This window comes from Pseudomonas sp. B26(2017) (assembly GCF_002113045.1).
Lineage (GTDB): Bacteria > Pseudomonadota > Gammaproteobacteria > Pseudomonadales > Pseudomonadaceae > Aquipseudomonas.
The window spans coordinates 156,588-174,813 of sequence record NZ_NEJJ01000013.1 but is presented as its reverse complement, the minus strand read 5'-3'; the positions used below and the strand labels follow the sequence as shown (position 1 = coordinate 174,813).

Below are 18,226 nucleotides of genomic sequence, written 5' to 3'. Positions count from 1 at the left end.
CCAAGATTCAACATTTGCAACTGGAGTGCTAAATGAGCTTTTTTATCTCTAATGCCATGGCTGACGCGGCTGCACCGGCTGCAGCGCCTATGGGCGGCGGCTTCGAGTGGATTTTCCTGGTCGGCTTCCTGGTCATCTTCTACCTGATGATCTGGCGTCCACAGGCCAAGCGCGCCAAAGAGCAGAAGAACCTGCTGAACAGCCTGCAGAAGGGCGACGAAGTGGTCACCACCGGCGGCATCGCCGGCAAGATCACCAAAGTGGCCGATGACTTCGTGGTTCTGGAAGTTTCCGACACCGTGGAAATGAAGTTCCAGAAGGGCGCCATCGCCGCCACGCTGCCAAAAGGCACGCTGAAAGCGATCTAAGGTTCCAACTTCTACTCAATCGACGGGGCGCGCAAGGCGCCCCGCGTTCATAACGGGCGGCGTGATGCTGAACAAATACCCTCTGTGGAAATACATTCTGATCCTGGCGGTGCTGGCGATCGGTCTGATTTATTCCGCTCCGAATCTATACCCCGATGACCCGGCCATTCAGATCAGCGGCGCCAGCACGGCCCTGCAGGTCAATCAGGCCGATCTGGATCGCGCGAGCACCGCGCTCAAGGAATCCGGGATCAACGTCAAGGCTTCGAGCCTGGCTGCGAACGGCAAGGGCGGTCTGATCCGTCTGACCAAGGCTGAAGACCAGCTGCCGGCCAAGGACGTTGTCCGCAAGGCATTGGGTGATGACTACGTCGTCGCGCTTAACCTGGCGCAAACCACCCCGCAATGGTTGCGCAACCTGGCCGCGCACCCGATGAAGCTGGGTCTGGACTTGTCCGGTGGTGTGCACTTCCTGCTGGAAGTGGATATGGACAAAGCCCTCGACGCCCGCCTGAAAGTCTATGAAGGCGACGTCAAGAGCCTGCTGCGCAAAGAGAAACTGCGCTATCGCAGCCTGCCGCAACTCAATGGCGCCATTCAGTTGGGCTTCAGCGATGCTGACTCCCGCGAACAGGCCCGCGCGCTGATCCGCAAGAATTTCAACGATTTCGACATTGTTCCGGCCGACCTCAACGGTCAACCGGTGCTGCGTCTGGCGATGACCCCAGCCAAGCTGGCGGAAATCCGTGAATACTCCATCAAGCAGAACCTGACCACGGTACGTAACCGCGTCAACGAGCTGGGTGTTGCCGAACCGATCGTCCAGCGTCAGGGCGCCAACCGTATCGTGGTTGAGCTGCCGGGCGTGCAGGACACTGCCGAAGCCAAGCGTATCCTCGGCAAGACCGCCAACCTCGAGTTCCGTCTGGCTGCAGAACCTGGCGCTTCGAAAGCCACTTCCGAAACCTTCGAGTTCCGTGAAGGCAAGCGTCCTCCTGCCCAGATCGAGCGTGGCCTGATCATCACCGGTGACCAGGTGACTGATGCCAAGGCCGGTTTTGATTCGCAGCACGGTACGCCTGAAGTGAACATCCGCCTGGATGGTCACGGTGGCGATCTGATGAACCGCGCGACCCGCAGCAACGTCGGTCGCAGCATGGCGGTGATCTTCATCGAGCAGCGTCCGGTCACTACTTACGTCAAGCAAATGGTTGATGGCGTCGAGAAAGACGTTCCGGTGCAGACCTTCAAGGAAGAGAAGAAAATCATCAGCCTGGCGACCATTCAGTCGCCGCTGGGTGCGCAGTTCCGTATCACCGGCCTGAACGGTCAGGGCGAGTCGTCCGAGCTGGCGCTGCTGCTGCGTGCCGGTGGCCTGGCTGCTCCGATGTACTTCGCTGAAGAGCGCACCATCGGCCCGAGCCTGGGTGCGGACAACATCACCAAGGGTATCGATGCATCGCTGTGGGGCATGCTGTTCGTCTCGCTGTTCATCATCGCCATCTACCGTTTCTTCGGCGTCATCGCCACCGTTGCTCTGGCAGTGAACATGGTGTTGCTGCTGGCGCTGATGTCGCTGCTGGGGGCTACGCTGACCCTGCCGGGTATCGCCGGTATCGTGTTGACCATGGGTATGGCGGTCGACGCCAACGTGCTGATCTTCTCGCGGATTCGTGAAGAGATCGCCGCCGGCATGACCGTGCAGCGTGCAATCAACGAAGGCTTCGGCCGGGCATTCACTGCGATTCTTGACGCCAACCTGACCACCTTGCTGGTCGGCGGCATCCTCTTCGCCATGGGCACCGGCCCGGTGAAGGGCTTTGCAGTGACCATGTCCCTCGGGATCTTTACCTCGATGTTCACGGCCATCATGGTGACCCGCGCAATGGTCAACCTGATCTTTGGCGGACGTGACTTCAAGAAGTTGTGGATTTAAGGGGCTGCCATGTTACGTACAATCAACTTCATGGGCGTCCGCAACTTTGCGTTCGGCGTCACAGTATTTCTGACCTTGCTGGCCATCTTCAGTGTGTTCCACAAGGGCATGAACTGGGGACTGGACTTCACCGGTGGTACGCTCATCGAGCTGACCTACGAGCGTCCGGCTGACGTCACCAAGGTGCGCGAGCAGCTGGTGACTTCGGGTTACCACGAGGCCGTCGTGCAGAACTTCGGTGCAACCACCGATCTGCTGGTGCGCATGCCGGGTGAAGATCCGCAACTGGGTCATCAGGTTGCAGAAGCGCTGCAAAAGGTCGGCGGCGATAACCCCGCTACCGTCAAGCGCGTGGAGTTCGTCGGCCCGCAGGTCGGTGAAGAGCTGCGTGACCAGGGCGGCCTCGGCATGCTGCTGGCACTCGGCGGCATCCTGATCTACCTGGCTTTCCGCTTTCAGTGGAAGTTCGCGGTCGGCGCCATCGTATCGCTGGTCCACGACGTGATCGTGACCATCGGTATCCTGTCGTTTTTCCAGATCACCTTCGACCTGACGGTGTTGGCGGCGGTGCTGGCGATCATCGGCTACTCGCTCAACGACACCATCGTCGTATTCGACCGGGTGCGTGAGAACTTCCGTGTCCTGCGCAAGGCTTCGCTGATCGAGAACATCAACATCTCGACGACTCAGACTCTGCTGCGGACCATGGCGACGTCGATCTCCACCCTGCTGGCGATCGCGGCGCTGCTGTTCTTCGGTGGCGATAACCTGTTCGGCTTCTCCATCGCCCTGTTTATCGGTGTTCTGGCGGGTACCTACTCGTCGATCTACATCGCGAACGTGGTGTTGATCTGGCTGAACCTGAGCTCTGAAGATCTCATTCCTCCGGCCAACACCGAGAAGGAAGTCGACGATCGTCCATAACGGCCATCGTTTTCCCGGCGGTCAGTCAAAAAAGACGCGAGTTGAACTCGCGTCTTTTTTTTTGCTCCAAGGCTGGGAGAAGCGCGGGCGCGTTCCCGCATGTGATGGTCAGGAGGTTCATGTGAACAAGTCGTTGCTGGTTGGTGCGGTATTGGGTGCTGTCGGTGTGACTGCCGGGGGTGCTGTTGCCACCTACAGCCTGGTGAAAAGCGGCCCTGAGTATGCGCAAGTGCTGGCGGTAGAGCCGGTCAAGACACAGATCAAGACTCCACGTGAAGTGTGCAAGGATGTGACGGTGACCCGGCAGGCGCCGGTGAAAGACCAGCACCAGATCGCCGGCACCGTGGTCGGTGCGCTGGCAGGTGGCCTGCTGGGTAACCAGATCGGTGGCGGTACCGGCAAGAAGATTGCCACGGTGGCCGGTGCGGTCGGTGGCGGTTACGCCGGTAACAAGGTTCAGGAGGGTATGCAGGAGCGTGATACCTACACGACGACTCAGACTCGCTGCAACACGGTGAATGACATCAGCGACAAGGTCGTGGGCTATGACGTCCGGTATTCGCTGGACGGCAAGGAAGGCAAGGTGCGGATGGATCGTGATCCGGGCAACCAGATTCCGGTCGACAAGGAAGGCAAGCTGATCCTGTCGCAGAACCAGCCAGGTCAGTGATTGGCTGATGGCTTATAGAAAAAGCACCTTTCGAGGTGCTTTTTTCATGCCCATAAAAAAACACCCCGAAGGGTGTTTTTGGTTTCGCGAAACGCTCAGCGCTTCAGCGAGGCCGGCAGGTGCGGCTGGATCGCCGTCAGAACTGCCTTGAAGCATTTGGTGTTGCCGGCAACGACGTGGCCTTTTTCAAGGAAGTCGTGACCGCCGGTGAAGTCGCTCACCAGACCGCCTGCTTCCTGAATCAGCAGGGCGCCGGCAGCCATGTCCCATTCGGACAGACCCGACTCCCAAAACGCATCGAAACGACCGGCGGCTACGTAAGCCAGGTCCAGGCTCGCCGCACCGGCGCGGCGGATACCGGCAGTCTGGCCAACCAGGGCGCGGAACATGCCAAGGTAGTTGTCGAGGTTGTCCATCTGGTCGTCACGGAACGGGAAACCGGTGCCGAGCAGGGCGCCTTCAAGGCTGGTGCGACCGCTGACACGCAGGCGACGACCATTCAGTTGAGCGCCGCGACCACGGCTGGCGGTGAATTCTTCCTGACGAACCGGATCCAGAACAACGGCGTGTTCCAGGCGGCCGCGGTATTTGCAGGCAATGCTGACAGCGAAGTGAGGAATGCCGCGCAGGAAGTTGGTGGTGCCGTCCAGTGGATCGATGATCCACAGGTATTCTTCGCCTTCGATGCCGGTGCCGGCGTGCAGGCCAGTCTCTTCACCCATGATCGAGTGATTCGGGTAAGCCTTGCGCAGGGCGTCGATGATTTTCTGTTCGGCAGCGCGATCTACCTCGGATACGTAATCCTTGGCGTCTTTTTCGTCGACCTTGATGGTATCCAGGCGCTCGATGGAGCGGAAGATCAGTTCACTGGCGCTGCGGGCGGCGCGCAGCGCGATATTCAGCATGGGCTGCATGGATGTGTCACCTAAGGTTGTTAAAGAAAGCCGCGCATTCTATCAGAACTTTTCTTCAGGTGAAGGTCGCTGTTCGCTTTCATAGCTTAACGGTAGGCTGTTCTGTAAGATTTGCACCCCTTTGCCGAGTCCGAGAGCGCCCGCCGTGCTGCAAAATATTCGTGTCGTCCTGGTCAATACCAGCCATCCGGGAAACATCGGCGGGACCGCGCGCGCCATGAAAAACATGGGCCTGTCGCGTCTGGTGCTGGTTGATCCGCGTGTCTTTCCGCATCACGAAGCCGATGCCCGCGCTTCGGGTGCCGGCGACATCCTTGAAAACGCGCAAGTCGTCGCCACCTTGGAAGACGCCCTGGTCGGTTGCAATCTGGTTCTCGGCACCAGTGCCCGTGACCGGCGTATTCCCTGGCCATTGCTGGATCCGCGCGAGTGCGGGACCAAAGTGGTCGAGGAGGCAGGGCAGGGCGCGGAAATCGCGCTGGTGTTCGGTCGTGAAGATTCCGGCCTGACCAATGACGAGCTGCAGCGATGTCACTATCACGTGCACATCCCCTCCGATCCTGGGTTCAGCTCGCTGAACCTCGGGGCGGCGGTGCAGGTGTTGAGTTATGAAGTGCGCATGGCGTGGCTGGCTGCACAAGGCCAGCCGACCAAGATTGAGAAGGAAGAAGTGGCCTCCGTGAAAAGCGCAGAGCTTGCGACCATGGATGAGCTGGAGCGGTTCTATGAACACCTTGAGCAAACCCTGGTGGCCATCGAATTCCTCGATCCGGAAAAACCGCGGCACTTGATGGCGCGCCTGCGCCGGTTGTACGGACGCAGCTCGGTCAGCCGGGCGGAAATGAATATTTTGCGTGGCATCCTCACGGAAACCCAGAAAGCGGCCCGTGGCGAGCTCCTTAAGCGGAAGGATTAATGATGTTCGAGCGTTTGCGTGAAGATATCCAGAGCGTATTCCACCGAGACCCGGCGGCGCGTAACGCTTTTGAAGTCCTGACCTGCTACCCCGGCATGCATGCAATCTGGATTCACCGACTGGCCGGCATGCTCTGGCGCAACGATTTGAAATGGCTGGCGCGGCTGGTGTCGAACTTCGGTCGCTGGCTGACCGGGATCGAGATCCATCCGGGCGCCAAGGTCGGTCGACGCTTCTTCATTGACCATGGCATGGGCATCGTGATCGGCGAAACCGCTGAAATCGGCGATGACGTGACGATCTATCAGGGTGTGACTCTGGGTGGCACCAGCTGGAACAAGGGCAAGCGTCACCCGACGCTCGGTGACGGCGTTGTGGTGGGTGCGGGTGCAAAGGTGCTTGGTCCGTTCACTGTAGGTGCTGGCGCCAAGGTCGGTTCCAACGCCGTGGTCACCAAGGAGGTGCCTCCGGGCGCGACTGTTGTGGGGATTCCGGGGCGGATCATCGTCAAGTCTGATGATGAGGTCGACGCCAAGCGCAAGGCGATGGCCGAAAAAATCGGTTTCGATGCCTATGGCGTCAGCGAAGACATGCCCGATCCGGTGGCGCGCGCCATTGGCCAGTTGCTCGATCATCTGCAAGCGGTGGACGGGCGTCTGGAGGGAATGTGCGGCGCGCTGAAGGATCTGGGCAGCAATTACTGTGCGAAAGATCTGCCCGAGCTGCGTGAAGAAGACTTCGCCTGCGTCAAGGGCAAGGACGAATCCAAGCTCCATTGACGCGCTTGCAGGGCTGCTGCCGACCGGTGTGCCATTAGGCCGCAGACCCTGCTATCATTCGCGCGCTCTTTTGCGGGTAAACCCGACTAAAGCACTAGGTCTTATAGTTGACTTAAATGCTCGGGAATTGCATACTCCCGCCCATTCCGAACTCCGTGGTAATTGTCCATGCGACTGACTACAAAAGGCCGATACGCCGTGACCGCCATGCTTGACCTGGCGTTGCACGCGCAACACGGGCCCGTGTCCCTGGCCGATATCTCCGAGCGCCAAGGCATCTCCCTGTCCTATCTCGAACAGCTTTTCGCCAAGCTGCGCCGCAGCAACCTGGTTTCCAGTGTTCGCGGTCCGGGCGGTGGCTACCAGTTGTCCCGCGACATGCAGGGCATCCAGGTGGCGCAGGTGATCGATGCGGTGAACGAATCGGTCGATGCAACAAAATGCCAGGGCCAGGGCGACTGCCACTCCGGTGACACTTGCCTGACCCACCACCTGTGGTGCGATCTGAGCCTGCAGATTCACGAATTTCTCAGCGGTATCAGCTTGGCCGACCTCGTAACTCGCCGTGAGGTGCAGGAAGTGGCCCAGCGTCAGGATCAGCGTCGTTGCAATGGCAAGGCGCCGCGCCTGGACAAGATTGAAGCGTCCGCCGTCGAATGACAGCCAGAGAGCTAGCGGCACGCCAGCCAGCCTGATTTAGGAGATAGTCCATGAAATTGCCGATTTACCTTGATTACTCTGCGACCACCCCGGTCGATCCGCGCGTTGCGCAAAAAATGAGTGAATGCCTGCTGGTCGACGGAAACTTCGGCAACCCGGCGTCCCGTTCCCACGTGTTCGGCTGGAAGGCCGAAGAGTCTGTCGAAAACGCCCGTCGTCAGGTGGCCGACCTGGTCAACGCCGACCCGCGTGAAATCGTCTGGACCTCCGGTGCCACCGAGTCCGACAACCTGGCAATCAAGGGTGCGGCACATTTCTACGCCTCCAAGGGCAAGCACCTGATCACCTCCAAGATCGAACACAAGGCTGTCCTCGACACCATGCGCCAGCTGGAGCGTGAAGGTTTCGAAGTCACCTACCTCGATCCGACCGAAGACGGCCTGATCACCCCGGCCATGATCGAAGCCGCGCTGCGCGAAGACACCATCCTGGTGTCGGTGATGCACGTGAACAACGAAATCGGCACCGTCAACGACATTGCCGCCATCGGCGAGCTGACCCGTTCCAAAGGCATCCTGTTCCACGTCGACGCCGCTCAGTCCACCGGCAAGGTCGAAATCGACCTGCAGAAACTGAAAGTCGACATGATGTCGTTCTCCGCGCACAAGACCTACGGCCCTAAAGGCATCGGCGCGCTGTACGTCAGCCGCAAGCCGCGTGTGCGCATCGAAGCGACCATGCACGGCGGCGGTCATGAGCGCGGCATGCGTTCCGGCACCCTGGCGACTCACCAGATCGTCGGCATGGGCGAAGCGTTCCGTGTGGCCAAGGAAGACATGGCTGCCGAAAACGTTCGCATCAAGGCATTGAGCGATCGCTTCTACAAGCAGGTCGAGCATCTGGAGGAGCTGTACGTCAACGGCAGCCTCACCGCGCGCGTTCCGCACAACCTGAACCTGAGCTTCAACTACGTTGAAGGCGAGTCGCTGATCATGGCGCTCAAGGATCTGGCGGTTTCGTCCGGTTCGGCCTGCACCTCGGCGTCGCTGGAGCCTTCGTACGTACTGCGCGCCCTGGGCCGCAACGACGAACTGGCACACAGCTCGATCCGTTTTACCTTCGGCCGTTTCACCACCGAGGAAGAAATCGACTACGCCGCGCAGAAAGTCTGCGAGGCCGTTACCAAGCTGCGCGCTCTGTCGCCGCTGTGGGACATGTACAAAGACGGCGTCGATATCTCGAAGATCGAGTGGGCGGCACACTAAATATAGAAGCCGCCGGATACGGATCCTGTAGCGACGCGGCGGTTTACGCAGCGCAGTTGCAGGGTCTCAAGAGCGGCCCTGATGAGTGAGGATTGAGAATCATGGCTTACAGCGAAAAGGTCATCGACCACTACGAAAACCCGCGTAACGTCGGCAAGATGAACGCCGAAGATCCGGACGTTGGCACCGGCATGGTCGGCGCTCCGGCGTGCGGCGACGTGATGCGTCTGCAAATCAAGGTCAACGACCAGGGCGTTATCGAAGACGCCAAGTTCAAGACCTACGGCTGCGGTTCGGCTATCGCCTCCAGCTCCCTCGCTACCGAGTGGATGAAAGGCAAGACCCTGGACGAAGCTGAAACCATCAAGAACACTCAGCTGGCTGAAGAACTGGCCCTGCCGCCAGTGAAAATCCACTGTTCGGTTCTCGCTGAAGACGCCATCAAGGCCGCCGTTCGCGATTACAAGCAGAAGAAAGGCTTGATCTGACTTTCAAGATTTGGCGACGAGTAAGGAGTCAACGATGGCTATCAGCATGACAGAAGCGGCTGCTCGACACGTGCGGCGCTCCCTTGACGGGCGCGGCAAGGGTGAGGGGATTCGTCTGGGTGTTCGCACCACGGGCTGTTCCGGCCTTGCCTACGTGCTGGAGTTTGTCGACGAGGTGGTTGCAGAAGATCAGGTGTTCGAGAGTCACGGCGAGAAAGTGATCATCGACCCGAAAAGCCTGGCCTACCTCGACGGCACCGAGCTCGACTTCGTCAAGGAAGGGTTGAACGAAGGCTTCAAGTTCAACAACCCCAACGTACGCGGTGAATGTGGCTGCGGCGAAAGCTTCAACATCTGAGGCTTGTCGTGGGTACTCCTTGTCATTTCGCTTTATTCGAGCTGCAACCGGGCTTTCGCCTGGATCTCGAGCAGTTGGCCACGCGCTATCGCGAGTTGGCGCGCGGCGTTCATCCTGACCGCTTTGCCGATGCTTCCGAGCGCGAGCAGCGGTCGGCGCTCGAGCAGTCTGCGCGGCTCAACGATGCCTACCAGACACTCAAGAGTCCGGCCCGGCGTGCACGCTACCTGCTGACCATCAGCGGGCATGAAGTGCCGATGGAAGTCACCGTCCACGATCCCGAGTTTCTTTTGCAGCAGATGCAATGGCGCGAAGAGCTCGAAGATCTGCAGGACAGTGCCGACCTGGACGGTGTCGCGGCTTTCAAGCGTCGCCTGAAAACCGCGCAGGAAGAGCTCAACGAAAGCTTCGCAGCCTGTTGGGATGATGCAGCGCAACGCGAACAGGCCGAACGCCTGATGCGGCGCATGCAGTTCCTCGACAAGCTCACCTACGAAGTGCGCCAGTTAGAAGAGCGCCTCGACGATTAACCCAGTGCCGCTCCGGTCGCACGCCTGATATACAGATAAGTCCTGATCACGATGGCCCTACTGCAGATCGCCGAACCCGGCCAAAGTCCTCAACCGCACCAGCGTCGTCTGGCTGTGGGGATCGACTTGGGTACTACCAATTCGCTGGTCGCTGCATTGCGCAGTGGTCTTTCCGAGCCGCTGGCCGATGCCGAAGGACGGGTCATCCTGCCTTCCGCCGTGCGTTATCACGCCGATCGCGTCGAAGTCGGCGAGTCGGCCAAGCTGGCTGCGTCCTCCGACCCCCTGAATACCGTGCTGTCGGTCAAACGCCTGATGGGGCGTGGTCTGTCCGACGTCAAGCAATTGGGCGATCAGCTGCCGTACCGCTTTGTCGGCGGCGAATCGCACATGCCGTTCATCGACACCGTGCAGGGCCCGAAAAGCCCGGTCGAGGTTTCCGCCGATATCCTGAAAGTATTGCGTCAGCGCGCTGAAGCCACCCTCGGCGGCGAGCTGGTGGGCGCGGTGATCACCGTTCCGGCGTATTTCGACGATGCCCAGCGCCAGGCTACTAAGGATGCGGCGAAACTCGCCGGTCTGAACGTGCTGCGTCTGCTCAATGAACCGACCGCAGCAGCGGTGGCATACGGTCTGGATCAGCATGCCGAAGGCCTGGTCGCCATTTACGACCTGGGTGGCGGCACATTCGATATTTCGATTCTGCGTCTGACCGGCGGTGTGTTCGAAGTCCTGGCCACCGGTGGCGACAGTGCCCTGGGCGGTGACGATTTCGATCATGCGATTGCCGGCTGGATCATCCAGAGTGCCGGTTTGTCCGCCGACCTCGATCCGGGTGCACAGCGCAGCTTGCTGCAAGCCGCTTGCGCTGCCAAAGAAGCCCTGACGGACTCTGACACTGTTGAAGTTGCCTACGGCGACTGGAAAGCACAGCTGACCCGCGAAGCCTTCGATGCGTTGATCGAACCGATGGTCGCCCGCAGTCTTAAAGCCTGCCGCCGTGCCGTGCGTGATTCCGGCGTCGAGCTGGAAGACGTGCACGCCGTGGTCATGGTCGGTGGTTCGACCCGCGTTCCGCGTGTTCGCGAAGCTGTCGCCGAAGCGTTCGGTCGTCAGCCGCTGACCGAAATCGACCCGGATCAAGTGGTGGCCATTGGTGCTGCGATCCAGGCCGATACGCTGGCCGGCAACAAGCGTGATGGCGGCGAATTGCTGCTGCTCGACGTGATTCCGTTGTCCCTGGGTCTGGAAACCATGGGCGGCCTGATGGAGAAGGTGATTCCGCGCAACACCACCATCCCCGTCGCACGCGCACAGGACTTCACCACCTATAAAGATGGCCAGTCGGCCATGGCGATCCATGTGTTGCAGGGCGAGCGTGAGTTGATCAGCGATTGCCGCTCACTGGCTCGCTTCGAATTGCGCGGTATTCCGGCGATGGTGGCCGGCGCGGCGAAAATTCGTGTGACCTTCCAGGTTGATGCCGACGGTCTGCTCAGCGTCTCGGCCCGTGAACTGGGCTCGGGCGTTGAGGCGAGCATCCAGGTCAAGCCGTCCTACGGGCTGACCGACGGCGAAATCGCCAAGATGCTGAAAGATTCGTTCCAGCACGCCAATGACGACAAGGTCGCTCGCGTGCTTCGTGAGCAGCAAGTCGATGCCCAGCGCCTGATCGAAGCGGTGCAGGGGGCTCTGGAGGCGGATGGCGAGCGTTTGCTCGACGCCGAAGAGCGCATGGTCATCGATCTGCAGGTGCAGGAACTGACCGAACTGATGAAAGGCACTGATGGCTATGCCATCGAGCAGCAGACCAAGCGTCTGTCGCAAGTGACCGATGCTTTTGCAGCCCGTCGTATGGATCAGACGGTGAAAGCCGCTCTGTCGGGGCGCAATCTGAATGAAATCGAGGATATCTGATGCCGCAGGTCATTTTTCTGCCCCACGAGAAGTTCTGCCCTGAAGGCATGGTGGTCGAGGCTGAGCCCGGCACTTCGATTCTCGAGCTGGCCCACGAACACCATATCGAGATGGAAAGCGCCTGCGGCGGTGTCTGTGCCTGCACCACTTGCCACTGCATCATCCGCGAGGGTTTCGACTCGCTGGAAGAGGCTGACGAGCTGGAAGAAGACTTCCTTGATCGCGCCTGGGGTCTGGAAGCGCAATCGCGCCTGGCCTGTCAGGCGATCGTCGGTGAAGAAGACATCACCGTCGAAATCCCGAAATATTCGCTTAACCATGCGGCCGAAGCGCCGCACTGACTGGTAAGACTGTCATGAGCTACGGTTGGAATGATGTTCAACGTATTGCAGAAGAGCTGGCCGAGGCCCATGAGGGGCTCGATCCGTATTCTGTAGGTTTTGTCCGTCTGCAGCATATGATCGAGGAACTGCCTGACTTCGATAAGACTTCTGGCCGCGTTGGCGAGAAGGTTCTGGAAGCGGTTCAGGAGCTCTGGGCCAATGAATTGGACTGATCGTCTCGCAGGTTAGGCAATACCCAAGAACCCGCGTATAATTCGCGGGTTTAATTTTTCGCAAATTACCGTTTCTGGAGTTACACCATGGCTGTTCAACGTACTTTCTCTATCATCAAGCCTGACGCCGTTGCAAAAGGCGCTGCCGGCGAAATCGTTACCCGTTTCGAAAAGGCTGGTCTGAAAGTGGTTGCTTCGAAAATGAAGCAACTGTCCAAAGCCGAAGCTGAAGGCTTCTACGCTGAGCACAAAGAGCGCGGTTTCTTCGGTGACCTGGTTGCTTTCATGATCTCCGGTCCAGTGGTTGTTCAGGTTCTGGAAGGCGAAAACGCCATCGCTCGCAACCGTGAGCTGATGGGCGCTACCAACCCTAAAGAAGCTGCTCCAGGCACCATCCGTGCCGACTTCGCTGAATCGATCGACGCCAACGCCGTTCACGGTTCGGACTCCGAAGCCGCTGCCGCTCGCGAAATCTCGTACTTCTTCGCAGCTACCGAAGTAACCACTCGCTAAGCATTGGCTTGAGAGTGAAGGTGAATCCATGACGATATCGACTGTTAAAACCAACCTGCTGGGGCTGACCCAGCCGGAAATGGAAAAATTCTTCGACTCAATCGGGGAGAAGCGTTTCCGTGCCGGTCAGGTAATGAAATGGATTCACCACTTTGGCGTCGATGATTTCGACGCCATGACGAACGTCAGCAAGGCCTTGCGCGAAAAGCTCAAGGCTGTTGCCGAGGTCCGTGGTCCCGAAGTGGTCAGCGAGGACATTTCCAGCGACGGCACCCGCAAGTGGGTGGTGCGCGTGGCGTCCGGCAGCTGTGTCGAGACCGTTTACATCCCCCAGGGCAAACGCGGCACTCTGTGCGTTTCGTCCCAGGCAGGCTGTGCCCTGGACTGCAGTTTCTGCTCCACCGGCAAGCAAGGCTTCAACAGCAACCTCACCGCCGCCGAAGTCATCGGCCAGGTGTGGATTGCCAACAAATCTTTCGGCAGTGTTCCGGCTACCATCGACCGCGCCATCACCAACGTGGTGATGATGGGCATGGGCGAACCGCTGCTGAACTTCGACAACGTCGTGGCCGCCATGCATCTGATGATGGATGACCTGGGCTACGGGATCTCCAAGCGCCGCGTGACCCTGTCCACGTCGGGTGTGGTGCCGATGATCGATGAGCTGGCCAAGCATATCGACGTATCCCTGGCGTTGTCCCTGCACGCACCGAATGACGCATTGCGTAACCAATTGGTGCCGATCAACAAGAAATATCCGCTTAAGATGCTGCTCGAGTCGTGCCAGCGCTACATGTCCGAACTGGGCGAGAAGCGCGTGCTGACCATCGAGTACACCTTGCTCAAGGACGTCAACGACAAGCTTGAGCACGCCGTGGAAATGATCGAGTTGCTGAAAGACATTCCGTGCAAGATCAACCTGATTCCGTTCAACCCGTTCCCGCATTCCGGGTACGAGCGGCCGAGCAACAACGCCATCCGCCGGTTCCAGGATCAGCTTCACCAGGCCGGTTTCAACGTCACTGTGCGCACCACTCGTGGTGAAGACATCGACGCGGCTTGTGGTCAATTGGTAGGGCAGGTGCTGGATCGCACCCGTCGCAGCGAACGTTACATCGCCGTGCGTGAATTGAGCGCCGACAGCGATCTGGCACAGAACGCCGCGAACACTAACTAAGAGAGGATCTCTATGTCCCTGCGCTTTGCGCTGCTGTTGCTGTTGACCAGCCTGTGTGCTGGTTGTGTCCTGTCGGGCGATTACAACCCGATGAAGACCAGCAAGGGCCGTGACGAAGCGCGTGCTGCCTACGTGCAACTGGGGCTGGGATACTTGCAGCAGGGCATGACCGAGCGGGCCAAGGTTCCACTGAAGAAGGCCCTGGAGCTGGACGGTTCGGATCCCGACGCCAATGCCGCGCTGGGGCTGGTATTTCAGGCTGAAATGGAACCGAAACTGGCTGACGAACACTTCCGCAAAGCCTTGTCCTCCCGTCCCGCCGATGCACGCATCCTCAACAACTACGGCAGTTTTCTCTACGAAGAACAGCGTTACAAGGAAGCCTACGAGCGATTTGAACAGGCAGCCGCCGATACCCTGTATCCTGAGCGTTCGCGGGTATTCGAAAACCTCGGCATGACGGCGGCGAAGCTCGGGGAGCGTGATCTGGCGCAGCAGCAGCTGGAAAAAGCGCTGCGTTTGAACCGCCAGCAGCCAAGGGCATTGCTGGAAATGGCTGAGTTGTCATTCGAAGACAGGCATTATGTGCCCGCGCGTGACTATTACGACCGTTTCAGCCAGCTCTCCGAGCAAAATGCACGTAGTCTGTTGCTCGCCGTTCGGTTGGCAAAAGTATTTGAAGATCGCGACAAGGCCGCCAGTGCGGGCCTGCAATTAAAACGACTCTATCCCGGTACGCCGGAATATCAGCAATACCTGTCGGAGCAATGATGAAAGCGGCGCATCCCGAAGTTGTAGCAGCGAATCGCGTTAATCCCGGTGAGACCCTGCGCCAGGCCCGCGAAAGCAATGGCTGGTCGCTGGCCGAAGTGGCCCTCAAGCTCAACCTCACCGTGACTTCCCTGAGCAATCTTGAAGCCGGCGCATTCGACAAGTTGCCCGGGCATACCTTTGCTCGCGGCTACATTCGCGCGTACGCCAAATTGCTTGGCATGGACCAGACCGTTCTGGTCCAGCAATTCGACCAGTCCACCGGCACCGATTCCCAGGGCAGCAACGTCCACGCCCTGGGCCGTATCGAAGAGCCGGTGCGGGTTTCCCACACCATTTTGCGTATCGTCAGCCTGTTGCTGCTGATTGCGGTCATCGGCGGCGGTTTCGTCTGGTGGCAGGATCAGACTTCGCTGCGTACCAAGGACCTGATCGGCCTGACCCCGGAACACGTCGAAGTCGAAGGCGCCGACGGCACCACCCAGATTCATCCGCTGGACGAGCCGGAAGACCAGGCCGTCGCGGAAGGCGAGGCCGAGGGCTCGACCTCTCTGGCGCTGCCACAGTCGGAAACCACGGCTGAATCGACCGGTGCCGAGACTGCAGCCCCAGCGACCGCACCGGTTGCTCCGGCACCCGCTGCGCCAGCCGCCACTCCGGCTGCCCCGGCCCATACGCCAGCGCCTGTGGTTACTGCTCCAGCGAATCCGGCACCTGCCGCTCCGACCACGCCGGCGCCGACCGTCACCGCCCCGGCAGCTCCGGTCGTCGCTGCACCCGCGCCGACAGCGCCAGTTGCTCCGGCTGCAGGTCAAGGCCAGGTTCAGGTGCAGTTCATCGCCGATTGCTGGACTCAAGTGACCGATGGCAGCGGCAAAGTGCTGTACAGCGGCCTCAAGCGTAAGGGCGACAGCCTGTCTGTCGTCGGCAAGCCTCCGTTTGCCGTGCGTCTGGGCGTAGCCCGTGGCGCCCAGGTCAGCTACAACGGCCAGCCGGTCGATGTTGCTCCGTTCACCAGTGGCGAGACCGCTCGCCTGAAGTTGGGTCAATAAGTCATGCACGGCGAATCTCCAATCAAACGTCGCGAATCGCGCAAGATCTGGGTCGGTAACGTGCCCGTGGGCGGCGATGCCCCTATCGCTGTGCAGAGCATGACCAACAGCGACACCAATGACGTCGCTGCCACCGTCGCGCAGATCAACCGTCTGGAAGCCGCCGGCGTCGACATCGTCCGCGTTTCGGTGCCGGACATGGACGCCGCCGAGGCGTTCGGCAAGATCAAGCAACTGGTCAAGGTGCCGTTGGTTGCCGACATCCATTTCGACTACAAGATCGCTTTGCGCGTGGCCGAGCTGGGTGTGGATTGCCTGCGCATCAACCCGGGCAACATCGGTCGCGAAGACCGAGTGCGTGCGGTGGTCGATGCCGCCCGTGACCGCGGTATCCCGATCCGCATCGGCGTCAACGCCGGTTCCCTGGAAAAAGACCTGCAAAAGAAATACGGCGAGCCGACGCCGGCCGCGTTGGTCGAATCCGCCCTTCGTCACGTCGAACACCTTGAACGCCTGAATTTCCAGGACTTCAAGGTCAGCGTGAAGGCTTCCGACGTGTTCATGGCCGTTGAAGCCTACCGTCTGCTGGCCAAGGAAATCGTCCAGCCGCTGCACCTGGGCATCACCGAAGCCGGTGGATTGCGTTCCGGTACAGTGAAATCCGCCGTGGGCCTAGGTATGCTGCTCGCCGAGGGGATTGGCGATACCATCCGCATCTCCCTGGCGGCCGACCCGGTCGAGGAAGTGAAGGTCGGTTACGACATTCTCAAGTCTTTGCATCTGCGTTCCCGTGGCATCAACTTCATCGCCTGCCCGAGCTGCTCGCGGCAGAACTTCGATGTGGTCAAGACCATGAACGAGCTGGAAGGGCGCCTTGAAGACCTGCTGGTGCCGCTGGATGTCGCGGTGATCGGTTGTGTGGTCAACGGCCCCGGCGAAGCCAAGGAAGCCCATATCGGCCTCACCGGCGGCACGCCAAACCTGATTTACATCGACGGCAAGCCGTCGCAGAAACTGACGAATGACAATCTGGTGGACGAGCTGGAAAAGCTGATCCGCGAGAAAGCGGCCGAGAAGGTCGAAGCTGACGCAGCGGTTATCGCGCGCGGCTGATCGAACGAATTAAGGAATTTCTGTGAGCAAGTCCCTGCAAGCCATTCGTGGCATGAACGACATCCTGCCGGAACAGACGCCGGTATGGCGCTACTTCGAAGGCACTGTTTCGCGTTTGCTGGATAACTACGGTTACAAGCAGATCCGCATGCCGATCGTCGAGTTCACCGAGCTGTTCAAGCGCTCGATCGGTGAAGTGACCGACATCGTCGAAAAAGAGATGTACACCTTTGACGATCGCAACGGCGACTCACTGACCCTGCGTCCGGAAGGCACGGCCGCTTGCGTGCGTGCGGTGCTCGAGCACGGCATCACCGGCGGTGGCCAGGTACAGAAACTCTGGTACATCGGCCCGATGTTCCGTCACGAGCGCCCGCAAAAAGGCCGTTATCGCCAGTTTCACCAGATCGGTCTGGAGGTGTTCAACCTCGACGGTCCGGACATCGACGCCGAACTGATCGTGCTGACCTGGCGCCTGTGGGGCGAGCTGGGCATCCGTGATGCGGTCAAGCTCGAGCTCAACAGCCTCGGCACCAGCGAGTCCCGCGGTCGTTATCGTGAAGCGCTGGTCGAGTATCTCTCGGCGCACCACGACAAACTGGACGAAGACAGCCAGCGTCGCCTGAAAACCAACCCGCTGCGCGTGCTCGACACCAAAAATGCCGACACCCAGGCCGTGCTGGTCAATGCGCCGAAAATGGCCGACTACCTGGATGACGAATCCCGTGCCCACTTCGAAGGCCTGAAGGCCCGTCTGGATGCCGTCGGCATTCCTTACGTGCTGAACCCGAAGCTGGTGCGTGGTCTGGATTACTACAGCAAGACCGTATTCGAATGGGTCACCGACAAGCTCGGCGCCCAGGGCACCGTCTGCGCGGGTGGGCGCTATGACGGCCTGGTCGAGCAGATGGGCGGCAAGCCGACTCCGGGCGTCGGTTTCGCCATGGGCATCGAACGTCTGGTGCTGCTGCTGGAAACCCTGGAGCAGATTCCGGAAGAAATCTCCCGTCAGGTCGACGTCTATCTCTGCGCCTTCGGCGAAGAAGCAGAGCTGGCCGGTCTGGCCCTGGCCGAGCGTGTACGCGACCAACTGCCCAACCTGCGTCTGCAAGTCAATGCCGGCGCCGGAAGCTTCAAGAGCCAGTTCAAGAAAGCCGACAAGAGCGGTGCGTTGTACGCACTGATCCTCGGTGACGACGAAATGGCCCAGCAAGTGGTAGGTTTCAAACCCCTGCGTGGCCAGGGCGAACAACAAAGCATTGCCTGGGATGCGCTCGCTGCACACCTGGCCACCTGCGTCGTGCAGGGTTGAAGCTGTC

At 59.8% G+C, this 18,226-nt stretch carries 21 protein-coding genes; 20 read left to right on the top strand and 1 reads right to left on the bottom strand.

The features are described 5' to 3' along the window. Nucleotides 1–32 precede the first annotated feature (32 nt). From yajC to CAF79_RS20165, 4 genes are all read left to right on the top strand, one after another. Nucleotides 33–368 (top strand): preprotein translocase subunit YajC, encoded by a 336-nt coding sequence (gene yajC, locus CAF79_RS20180; RefSeq protein WP_065257675.1) that lies wholly within the window; start codon nt 33–35, stop codon nt 366–368. A 64-nt stretch (nt 369–432) separates the two neighbouring features. Next, nucleotides 433–2,304, top strand: a complete 1,872-nt coding sequence (secD, locus tag CAF79_RS20175; RefSeq protein ID WP_085699850.1) for a protein translocase subunit SecD — start codon at nt 433–435, stop codon at nt 2,302–2,304. A gap of 9 nt (nt 2,305–2,313) precedes the next feature. After that, nucleotides 2,314–3,228, top strand: coding sequence for a protein translocase subunit SecF (secF, locus tag CAF79_RS20170; protein WP_085699848.1), 915 nt, complete (start codon nt 2,314–2,316; stop codon nt 3,226–3,228). A gap of 121 nt (nt 3,229–3,349) precedes the next feature. Further along, a complete protein-coding gene (locus CAF79_RS20165; RefSeq protein ID WP_011335818.1) occupies nt 3,350–3,898 on the top strand; it encodes a glycine zipper 2TM domain-containing protein in 549 nt (182 codons plus the stop codon). A 95-nt stretch (nt 3,899–3,993) separates the two neighbouring features. On the opposite strand, the gene suhB is transcribed toward CAF79_RS20165, so the two are convergent. Next, entirely contained in the window at nt 3,994–4,812 is an 819-nt protein-coding gene (suhB, locus tag CAF79_RS20160; protein ID WP_085699846.1) for an inositol-phosphate phosphatase, read from the bottom strand. 145 nt (nt 4,813–4,957) lie between these two features. Here suhB and trmJ point away from each other — a divergent pair, with 145 nt between their 5' ends. The 16 genes from trmJ (at nt 4,958) to hisS (ending at nt 18,219) form a co-directional block, all read left to right on the top strand. Further along, nucleotides 4,958–5,728, top strand: coding sequence for a tRNA (cytosine(32)/uridine(32)-2'-O)-methyltransferase TrmJ (gene trmJ / locus CAF79_RS20155; protein WP_085699844.1), 771 nt, complete (start codon nt 4,958–4,960; stop codon nt 5,726–5,728). Nucleotides 5,729–5,730: 2 nt separating this feature from the next. After that, a complete protein-coding gene (gene cysE, locus CAF79_RS20150; protein WP_085699842.1) occupies nt 5,731–6,507 on the top strand; it encodes a serine O-acetyltransferase in 777 nt (258 codons plus the stop codon). Nucleotides 6,508–6,675: 168 nt separating this feature from the next. Next, the gene (gene iscR / locus CAF79_RS20145; protein ID WP_007956690.1) at nt 6,676–7,167 is read left to right on the top strand and encodes a Fe-S cluster assembly transcriptional regulator IscR; all 492 of its coding nucleotides are present in this window, start codon (nt 6,676–6,678) and stop codon (nt 7,165–7,167) included. A 50-nt stretch (nt 7,168–7,217) separates the two neighbouring features. After that, complete coding sequence (locus CAF79_RS20140) at nt 7,218–8,432, top strand: IscS subfamily cysteine desulfurase (protein ID WP_064599246.1); 1,215 nt, start codon at nt 7,218–7,220, stop codon at nt 8,430–8,432. Between the two features lie 101 nt (nt 8,433–8,533). Further along, the gene (gene iscU / locus CAF79_RS20135) at nt 8,534–8,920 is read left to right on the top strand and encodes a Fe-S cluster assembly scaffold IscU (RefSeq protein ID WP_003227907.1); all 387 of its coding nucleotides are present in this window, start codon (nt 8,534–8,536) and stop codon (nt 8,918–8,920) included. Nucleotides 8,921–8,954: 34 nt separating this feature from the next. Next, nucleotides 8,955–9,278: an iron-sulfur cluster assembly protein IscA gene (gene iscA, locus CAF79_RS20130; protein WP_003227904.1), complete on the top strand. Its 324-nt coding sequence runs from the start codon at nt 8,955–8,957 to the stop codon at nt 9,276–9,278. Between the two features lie 8 nt (nt 9,279–9,286). Beyond that, nucleotides 9,287–9,808, top strand: coding sequence for a co-chaperone HscB (gene hscB / locus CAF79_RS20125; RefSeq protein WP_085699840.1), 522 nt, complete (start codon nt 9,287–9,289; stop codon nt 9,806–9,808). A 51-nt stretch (nt 9,809–9,859) separates the two neighbouring features. After that, nucleotides 9,860–11,725, top strand: a complete 1,866-nt coding sequence (gene hscA / locus CAF79_RS20120; RefSeq protein WP_085699837.1) for a Fe-S protein assembly chaperone HscA — start codon at nt 9,860–9,862, stop codon at nt 11,723–11,725. Continuing rightward, nucleotides 11,725–12,066, top strand: coding sequence for an ISC system 2Fe-2S type ferredoxin (gene fdx / locus CAF79_RS20115; RefSeq protein WP_007964424.1), 342 nt, complete (start codon nt 11,725–11,727; stop codon nt 12,064–12,066). The genes hscA and fdx overlap by 1 nt, the downstream gene beginning before the upstream one ends. 14 nt (nt 12,067–12,080) lie before the next feature. Then, nucleotides 12,081–12,281 (top strand): Fe-S cluster assembly protein IscX, encoded by a 201-nt coding sequence (iscX, locus tag CAF79_RS20110; protein ID WP_085699835.1) that lies wholly within the window; start codon nt 12,081–12,083, stop codon nt 12,279–12,281. Nucleotides 12,282–12,368: 87 nt separating this feature from the next. Continuing rightward, nucleotides 12,369–12,794, top strand: coding sequence for a nucleoside-diphosphate kinase (ndk, locus tag CAF79_RS20105; protein ID WP_065257687.1), 426 nt, complete (start codon nt 12,369–12,371; stop codon nt 12,792–12,794). Between the two features lie 28 nt (nt 12,795–12,822). Next, a complete protein-coding gene (gene rlmN / locus CAF79_RS20100; protein WP_085699833.1) occupies nt 12,823–13,971 on the top strand; it encodes a 23S rRNA (adenine(2503)-C(2))-methyltransferase RlmN in 1,149 nt (382 codons plus the stop codon). Nucleotides 13,972–13,983: 12 nt separating this feature from the next. Next, the gene (gene pilW, locus CAF79_RS20095) at nt 13,984–14,742 is read left to right on the top strand and encodes a type IV pilus biogenesis/stability protein PilW (RefSeq protein ID WP_085699831.1); all 759 of its coding nucleotides are present in this window, start codon (nt 13,984–13,986) and stop codon (nt 14,740–14,742) included. Continuing rightward, nucleotides 14,742–15,794 carry a RodZ family helix-turn-helix domain-containing protein gene (locus CAF79_RS20090; RefSeq protein ID WP_085699829.1) on the top strand — a complete coding sequence of 351 codons (1,053 nt, stop codon included), beginning with the start codon at nt 14,742–14,744 and terminating at the stop codon, nt 15,792–15,794. The genes pilW and CAF79_RS20090 overlap by 1 nt, the downstream gene beginning before the upstream one ends. Before the next feature lie 3 nt (nt 15,795–15,797). Continuing rightward, entirely contained in the window at nt 15,798–16,907 is a 1,110-nt protein-coding gene (gene ispG / locus CAF79_RS20085) for a flavodoxin-dependent (E)-4-hydroxy-3-methylbut-2-enyl-diphosphate synthase (protein WP_007956680.1), read from the top strand. A gap of 22 nt (nt 16,908–16,929) precedes the next feature. Then, nucleotides 16,930–18,219 (top strand): histidine--tRNA ligase, encoded by a 1,290-nt coding sequence (gene hisS, locus CAF79_RS20080; protein WP_085699827.1) that lies wholly within the window; start codon nt 16,930–16,932, stop codon nt 18,217–18,219. Nucleotides 18,220–18,226 lie beyond the last annotated feature (7 nt).